At 65.2% G+C, this 7,394-nt stretch carries 6 protein-coding genes; 4 read left to right on the top strand and 2 right to left on the bottom strand.

Going from position 1 to position 7,394, the window contains the following annotated elements; all coding sequences use genetic code 11:
• Positions 1 to 148 precede the first annotated feature (148 nt).
• The 4 genes from ACWGKT_RS48070 (at position 149) to ACWGKT_RS48055 (ending at position 6,283) form a co-directional block, all read left to right on the top strand.
• On the top strand, positions 149 to 370 hold the full coding sequence (locus ACWGKT_RS48070; protein WP_453278754.1) for an IS3 family transposase: 222 nt from the start codon (positions 149 to 151) through the stop codon (positions 368 to 370).
• Between the two features lie 3,203 nt (positions 371 to 3,573).
• The gene (locus tag ACWGKT_RS48065; RefSeq protein ID WP_453278753.1) at positions 3,574 to 3,837 is read left to right on the top strand and encodes a hypothetical protein; all 264 of its coding nucleotides are present in this window, start codon (positions 3,574 to 3,576) and stop codon (positions 3,835 to 3,837) included.
• Between the two features lie 2 nt (positions 3,838 to 3,839).
• Positions 3,840 to 4,817, top strand: a complete 978-nt coding sequence (locus ACWGKT_RS48060) for a hypothetical protein (RefSeq protein ID WP_453278752.1) — start codon at positions 3,840 to 3,842, stop codon at positions 4,815 to 4,817.
• Between the two features lie 281 nt (positions 4,818 to 5,098).
• A complete protein-coding gene (locus ACWGKT_RS48055; protein WP_453278751.1) occupies positions 5,099 to 6,283 on the top strand; it encodes a M6 family metalloprotease domain-containing protein in 1,185 nt (394 codons plus the stop codon).
• Between the two features lie 141 nt (positions 6,284 to 6,424).
• On the opposite strand, the gene ACWGKT_RS48050 is transcribed toward ACWGKT_RS48055, so the two are convergent.
• Both ACWGKT_RS48050 and ACWGKT_RS48045 read right to left on the bottom strand, forming a co-directional pair.
• Entirely contained in the window at positions 6,425 to 6,604 is a 180-nt protein-coding gene (locus ACWGKT_RS48050) for a hypothetical protein (RefSeq protein WP_453278755.1), read from the bottom strand.
• Between the two features lie 46 nt (positions 6,605 to 6,650).
• Positions 6,651 to 6,980: a hypothetical protein gene (locus ACWGKT_RS48045; protein WP_453278750.1), complete on the bottom strand. Its 330-nt coding sequence runs from the start codon at positions 6,978 to 6,980 to the stop codon at positions 6,651 to 6,653.
• Positions 6,981 to 7,394 lie beyond the last annotated feature (414 nt).

The raw sequence follows: 7,394 nt of genomic DNA, 5'->3' as shown, positions 1-7,394 counted from the left end.
ATCCTCGACTGGAAGACCCCGGCCGAGGTCTTCGAGGAACAGCTACGCTCACTACAACAACCCGGTGTTGCAACGACCGGTTGAACTCGCCCAGTTCGGGTCCTGGGCGTTCACCCAGCGCGCGAGGGCCTCCGGCCTGCTGCCCTCGATGGGCTCCATCGGGGACTGCGTGGACAACGCGATGATGGAGTCCTTCTGGGCCCGGGTCCAGGTCGAACTGCTCAACCGCAGACGGTGGCGAACACGTCTGGAGCTGTCCACCGCGCTCTTCGAGTACCTGGAAATCTTCCATAACCGACAGCGCAGGCACTCCGCGCTGGGCATGCTCAGTCCGGTGGAGTACGAACTCCGCATCCCGCCAGTAGCCTGAAACCAAGCAACTCGGCTCCACTCAACTCGGGGCAGTCCGGAGTCTCTACCTGACACGGGGCGGTTCATCCAGCAGGCCGGACTCAGCCTGGAACGGTTTCGTTCGTTCCCCACGCCCCCGTCCCGCCGGAAGGCTCCGGTGAGGGTGCCGGACGCGCGGACCAGCCCTGTCGGTTTGATTCGACGGGCTCGACGCCCTCGGTCTGCTGTGCCGTGCCCGTCTGCTGCGTCGGGTCCTGCTGGCCCGCACCGACCTGTTCGTCACTGCTCTTGCTCTCACGGCTGACCGGCGTCGCCTGCTCTTGCCCGGGCGCCGTGTTGGCCTGCGTCTTCTCCGCCCTCGGCCCCGGTGCGTCGTGGTAGGTAGGTGTGGCGGCTTGGCTCGTTGTCCCGACCTCGCCTGTTTGGTGGCGCGGCGGTCGAGTCGCGGGAGCGGAGGGAGCGGATGTCGGCGTGGTGTTGGCAGCCGATGGAGCCGAAGAGGAAGGTGCGGGATGCGAATCGCTCTGAGTCTCAGGCCGACAAGCCTGGCCAAGCCGACCGGAGTCCATCAGATCCTGAAACCTGGCCGAAGCCGACTGGATCGTGATGCCGTAGTGCCCGGCAGGCTGGTAGCCATTGTCCTGGGTATGCGAGAACCAGTGCCTCTGCTGGTAGCCGGCGTGCTGGGTACGCGAGAACCAGTGTCTCTGCTGGTCCCCCGGAGTGGGTGTGCGGGGGAGCGGCGCCGCGGCATCGCCCGGGTTCGGCGTCCCGGCGTGTCCGCCAGTGCCGGGAAACTGTGGGCTCGGGTCGTCCGAGGGCAGCGAGGATTGTGATGATGACGTGCCGCCACTGTTCAGCATCCAACCGACGGCAACGAGACTTCCTACCACGCCGATCCCGCAGGCTCCCGCAAGCTTGCCGGCCTTGCCGACGGGTCGTGTTGACCTGCTGAACTGACCTGGGGTTTGGCGCCGACTCGGCTGTGCCGGCGGAAGGTCGGCCTCTTGCAGTGCGTGGCATTCGACCCCCCTGCCGGGAGCGGTGAGATTCTGGTGCTCTGTGTCGCTGCTCGAATGAGGCGTGGCCCTCCTTCGGTCCAACTGGACTGCCTCGCCTGTGGAAGGCATGTCCCAGGCCGACCGGAGCGGGACAGAACCTCGACGCGAGGACCAACTGCCCGGACTTGACCCCCTTGTTCGGTCCGCGCGCTCGGATGCTCCCATGGCAGCTGCAGAGGTGGTGTCCTGAAGCTGCGTCCCACGAGCCCATAGTGGTTGTACGCCATTTGCTTCCGAAACAGTGGTGCGCTCCCCGGAGGCCGGGCTCATCTCCTTCCGCGGCCGGAACGCGTCCCAGTTCTCGACGCCGGAAGCAGATTCGCGCGACGACTCAGTGGCCGCGACATCGGGCGGAGACGGCGGCCGACTGCGGCCGTGGTCGCCCCGCCACACGGTGTGAGGCAGGGCCGGGGACTGCGGACTCGTCCCCAGCGCGGGCCCACTGAGCCTGTGTTGCAGAAAGACATCGGTTGTGCGCAGCTCGGCGCGTGCGGCGTCCAGGGCGTCCAGAACGTCATCGAAAGCCTCCGTGATCGAACGGCCGAGGTCGGGTTCCGAAAGGTATTCTCCCCTCGGTTCGATGGGGTCGGTTCGCATCACAGTCCTCCTCAGCCGACACGCCCGAAGTGACCGGGTACGGGCAACCGACGGCTCTCCGACAGTCAGATAAGCATCTGAACGATCGAGCATGTCCTTTCCTCGATGCCCCGGCGAGCTGAGACCGCACAAAATCGTTCAGTTGCCCAGTCATACGCATCCCGTCGGAACTTTTCTCATGTGCCCTTCCTCGATGTGCTTCTCCCTGCTAGTTCAGAGACGTGTTGAGGAATGGTCAACGGGCAGGGTGCGACGGTGTCTCAGGTCGAACTTCGGCGGCCGGCCGCCGCGCGAGCCGCGCTTCTTGCGGCTGCGGGCCTGGACGGGCTTGTCCGGGATGGTGCAGTGGACCCTGCGCCGCCGCAGGTGAGCGCGGTTCTTCCGGGAGGTGTACGCCTTGTCGGCACGCACGCGGTCTGGCCGGTTGCGCGGCCCGCCCGGCCCGAGGCGCGGGACACGGACCTTGTTCAGAAGCCGCATCTCAACCGAACATGATCGTTTGATTTCTGCTGGTCAGGTACGGTCTAGCTTGGAATGAGGGAAGCATCCGGCGTCTTGTTTCCGCTCCATCAGCGAGGGGCGTGGCCCGCTCGGGCGGATCGAGGTACAGGCCCACCACGTCGCGCACCTTCTCGACGAACTGCGGGTCCTTGACCGCACGCTCTTTGTTGACGAGCGCGATGACCTGAGCCAGGGCGCTTGGCGCGCGTTGCGCGGGTTGGGCCGGCTTCTTCGACGCAGGGGGCTCTTGGCGGTCGTGCGGGGCTTCGCGGAAGGGCCTGGGCTCCTTGACGCGGACACTGAGGGCGACGGTGAGCCTCCGGCACCGTCGGGCGTCTCGAGGTCTAGAGCCGTGTATCCCGGGTTCCGCAGCAACTACCGCCGGCCGTAGCCACGCTGGCCTGCGTAGGCCAGGTACGCGAAGACATCGCCGGTGAACTCGGCGAGATCTGCGTTCAGTTCCTCGACTGCCTGACGGTCCATCCTCCCCGCAGGCACGGTCAAGCAGCTACTTCGCGAACTGATCGGGGACCATGACCAAGCCCTGTTCATCACCATAGACATCCCTCCTACCCGGGCCCTTACTGGGCCGGGCTCAGAGGTGTCCACCACTCGGGGACAGGTTCCGACCTCACTCAACAAGTAGCGCACCCGCTACTCACGGACATCGCCACCCGTCCATGCCTGGGATCCTTCCCAGGGCCGATCCGTCGAACTTCCGTTGGCTCTTCACTCGGTGCCGTTGGCGCAGTGCTGCACTCCGACGCGAGGTGTGTGCAGCAGGGCCCAGCGCTTTGAACTCGTCGGCGCGGGCCGCAGTCCGGGCAGCATCGCGCAGCTCGAAAACCGGGGCGCGCGGCTGCGGTTACGGCGGTGAGCTCGGCCTCGACGACATCGTCGGTGTCCGGGTCATAGAAACGGTGCCGGCGCGGAAGCGGCGAGCGGCGACACACCGCCGCCACGTCATTACGGCCGCCGCCAGCGTTACCGCGCCGAACATCTCGCGGCTCCCGGGGGGGGTGCCCCTATACGCTCCACTCGCCTACCTGGAAGAACAGAACCAATGACGACTGCTCCCTTCGCACTCCTCGTGGAGTCCCCGGCCGGCCCCGTCGACAGGACGCCGTTGTACTCCTACGACAGGCGCCGCCAGCTCAATGTCACTTCTGCGGGTCAGGCCGTGGTCGACACGGCAAAGGTTGCCAATCCGACATGGACGGTCAACTCCTCTGGGACGAAGAAGAATGGCGTTTTTCGTATCCCCAACATGCTGTTCGGCCCGTCGATGACGGTCAACTCCTCCGGCGCGAAGAAGGACGACGACTGATCATGCCCTTGCCCCCCACCGTGCTCGTCGTTGCCGCGACAAACGACCTCGGAGCCGATCTCGTAGTTCGGGACCTTGCCAATCACGAAACGAACGTGCACCGGATCGACCCAAACGACCTGGCGAAGTCTGGCGTCCTTCGATTGACGGGGTGCGCTGACAACGAATCGTTGAGGTTCCTGCTCTCCGACGAGAATCGAACGACGCCTTCGACCTCGATCGTGTCTGTCTTCTGGTGGCACCCCGACCCTCCAGAGGGCTGGGCAGAGGGTGAATCTCGGGCTGTGCTGGAAGGTCTCCTGTACGGCCTCGAAGACGTCATGTGGGTGAACCACCCCCACCGGGCCTCAGCCGCCAAACCGGGGCCCGCACAGCTCAAGCAGGCGGCGAAGGTCGGGTTACGCACGCCTCACACGATCTACACGAACGATCCAGAGGAAGCGGTCCGGTTCGCCGACAAACACAACGATCGAGCCGTCTGCAAAACACTCACTGGCCACTCCCGACGGTTCGTGCCGGCGCGGATCGTTACGGCCGAACAGATCCAGGCCGAGGCCGAGAGTGTTCGTCGGGCAGTCCACTACTTCCAACAGCCCGTCGAGAAGGTGTACGACATCCGCCTGACAGCGATTGGGGATCGGCTCTTCCCCTGCAAGATCACTGCCCAAGACGGAGTGCTGGACTGGCGGGCAGCACCTGAGGAGAAGCTGTCCTTCGACGCCGTAGGAATGAGCCAGCCGCTCGTCAAGAAGGTCCGCAAGCTGATGGGACAGCTCAGGCTGGAGTACGCGGCCCTGGACTTTGCTGTCGACGCCTCAGGGTCCTGGTGGTTTCTGGAAGCGAACCCTTCAGGGCAGTTCGGATTCGTTCAGGCTGCGACTGACATGGTGATCTCACGTGCCATTGCAGACCACCTGGTGTCCTGCGCCAGAGATTCGTCGGCAGAATTGAGCGAAGGAGTCGAGGGTCTCTTCGGCTGACTTGGTCCAGACCCTGTCGATCCTGGTCAGGAACTTCTTGAACTCCGCTGCCCGGTGTCGGCGGTGCAGGGCACTGAACACCTCGCCGGTGGTCGGCCCCGCGCCAACAACCGCCGTACCCGAACCGCACATGTCGTAGCGCGTTCCGGAGCCTGCCCCTCCCCCGCTGGACGCGCGACACAGGGCCCCACCACACCGTATCGGTACGGCCGACAGCTCGGCCGAATCCCGGTCCCGCACGAGAGTACGAGAGGGAGAACGAGATGGCAGGACACCGTCGAATGGATCGCTCCACCCTGGCCGTAGTAGCGGCCGCCACCGCCGTGGCCACGGCCGTCGGGACGCTGCTGGCTGGGACCCAAGGCGCTTCCGCCAGCGCCGCCGAACCTGCCGGGAACTGCGCGCTGCCCGCCACCAAAGCGGACCTGTCCGAAGGCATCACGAGAGCCGGCCGGTTCGTACCGAGCAAGGGCACCGTGAAGGCCACCATGATCTTCGTGGACTTCCCCGACGCCCCTGCGGACGACACAACCGGCGGGTTGTACAACAAACTTGTGCCAGGAGCGACGCGCTGGTTCAGGACCACCTCATACGGCCAACTGTCCCTGAAGGTGAAGGCCGACACCTCCCGCTTCTACCGAATGCCCCGCAAATCCACCGACTACCACTTCCAGCGTGATCTCACCACCGCCGACCACCGTCGATACATCACTGACGCGCTGCGCGCGGTGGGACGCTCGATCAGCTTTCGCGGGACACAGGTCCTCTACATCGTGCCGACCGGCGCGGCCAAAGCAGTGTCCTTCTCCCCCACCTTCATGGACAGCGTCACGTCGGGCGACGGCACGGACATCGGCAAGACGGTCACTTTCGGCCAAGACCTCAACCACTGGGGTCCGACGGTTCTGAACCACGAGACCGGACACACCATGGGCCTTCCCGACCTCTACTCCTACGCCTCCAGCGACAACGAGCACCCCTACGTCGGCGGTTGGGACCAAATGGGCCTGATATCCGGCCACTCCCCCGACCGCCTGGCCTGGCACAAATGGAAGCAGGGATGGCTCAGGCCCGACCAGGTCGGATGCATCTCCAGGCCGGGTACCTCCACCCAGGTCCTCACCCCCGTGGAGCGGGCGGCCGGAAAGAAGATGGCCGTCATCAAGACAAGTAGCACCCGCGCCGTGGTGGCCGAAGTCCGCTCCAAAGAGGGGGTCAACAAAAAGGCCTGTGCGACCGGCGTGCTCATCTACACCGTCGACACCAGCGTCAACTCCGGCTCTGGGCCGATCCGGGTGAAGGATGCCCGCCCGAACTCCGGGGGCTGCGACGGAAGCGAACTCAACGACGCCACCTACGGCCACGGCAGCGACGCCGTCACCCACTTCCGCGATCCGGCATCCGGCGCCACCATCGACGTCACCGCCAAGCACGGCAGCGCCTTTACTCTCACCGTCCGCAAATAGCCACACGTCGGGACGGTCCCGGCCGCCTCGGACCAGCGCGCTGCGCAACCGCGCCGGTCAGTCCGCCTTCACGATCGCGGCGACCGGGCCGCCGCCCGACAGGCCCTGACCGAGGCGGTGGCCTCCCGACGACAACCTTGATCAGCGGTGCCAGTGGACGTCAGAGACGTCGAGCACGGTCCGGCCTCCACGACGGGTCGTCACTCCCGCGACCATTGCCGCCTCAAAGGCGACGGCGTCCACCACGCCGTCCTCGGAATCGCCCGTCTGCACAACTTCATCCTCGCCGGGTGACGCAGAAACCAGCAGGTCACCCAGCATGCGAACGATCATCTATGGGACGACGCTTAAGGGCAACCCCGTCGTTTTAGAACGTGTTGGCCTGTGTGTTTGGCCGTCTGGCGAAGTCCCGGGCGGCCATCCAGATGGTGAGGTCCTTGGCGATGGTGCCGATGCTGGTGTCGGTGGTGACCTCGTGCTCGCGGCGGCTGGTGTCGCGGCGGACGATCTTGTAGCCGCCTTCGTCCAGTACGGCGACCGAGGCGAACCAGGCCGGGTCGTCCTTGTCGGGCTGGATGACGACGAACGTGTTGTCCGCGTCGTTGAGGTCGTCGATCAGCATGAACAGCGCATCCTCGGACGGGTCGTCGATGTGGTCGCCGTTCTCGCTGTCGGCGCAGTAGTGCCGAGCCCCCATCGGATCTGTCTCCCCTCGACCTGCCGGCTGGTCGCCGACGGCCAGCATGACATGCACTGCGACACGAAGGCTGGATCACAGCCATTCGTTGATGGCGGCGATGTGGACAGTGGCTTCGAAGCGGACGGCAAAAGTATCTCGAAGCCGTGCCGGATCCCGCGGCGGAGCTGTGCCGAGCTTTCCAACCCGGGAATCCGCTGACCGCTCCGGTGTTACGTGCCGCCCGACCAAGGTACTCAACTCCAGCGCGGGAGAAAGCGACTGGCAGGCGGGCGAGATTTCGGTGTGCGGCAAGGACTAAGCACAGGTCAAACGCACGCTGAGAGGGTGGTATGCGAGTTTTTGCCTTGTATCTGACTCTGTTATGGGATTGGCGTGCAGATCAGGGCTGTTAACGAGTGCCGGTTGCATGCC

Source organism: Streptomyces sp. NPDC054794 (assembly GCF_053611585.1).
This window is presented reverse-complemented; position numbering and strand designations above follow the sequence as displayed.

What these genes read in the sequence shown, in the direction of transcription:
- ACWGKT_RS48045 (WP_453278750.1), bottom strand. Translation starts at nt 6,980, where the DNA reads ATGGGGGCTCGGCACTACTGCGCCGACAGCGAGAACGGCGACCACATC.
- ACWGKT_RS48070 (WP_453278754.1), top strand. Translation starts at nt 149, where the DNA reads ATGGGCTCCATCGGGGACTGCGTGGACAACGCGATGATGGAGTCCTTC.
- ACWGKT_RS48055 (WP_453278751.1), top strand. Translation starts at nt 5,099, where the DNA reads ATGGATCGCTCCACCCTGGCCGTAGTAGCGGCCGCCACCGCCGTGGCC.
- ACWGKT_RS48060 (WP_453278752.1), top strand. Translation starts at nt 3,840, where the DNA reads ATGCCCTTGCCCCCCACCGTGCTCGTCGTTGCCGCGACAAACGACCTC.
- ACWGKT_RS48065 (WP_453278753.1), top strand. Translation starts at nt 3,574, where the DNA reads ATGACGACTGCTCCCTTCGCACTCCTCGTGGAGTCCCCGGCCGGCCCC.
- ACWGKT_RS48050 (WP_453278755.1), bottom strand. Translation starts at nt 6,604, where the DNA reads ATGCTGGGTGACCTGCTGGTTTCTGCGTCACCCGGCGAGGATGAAGTT.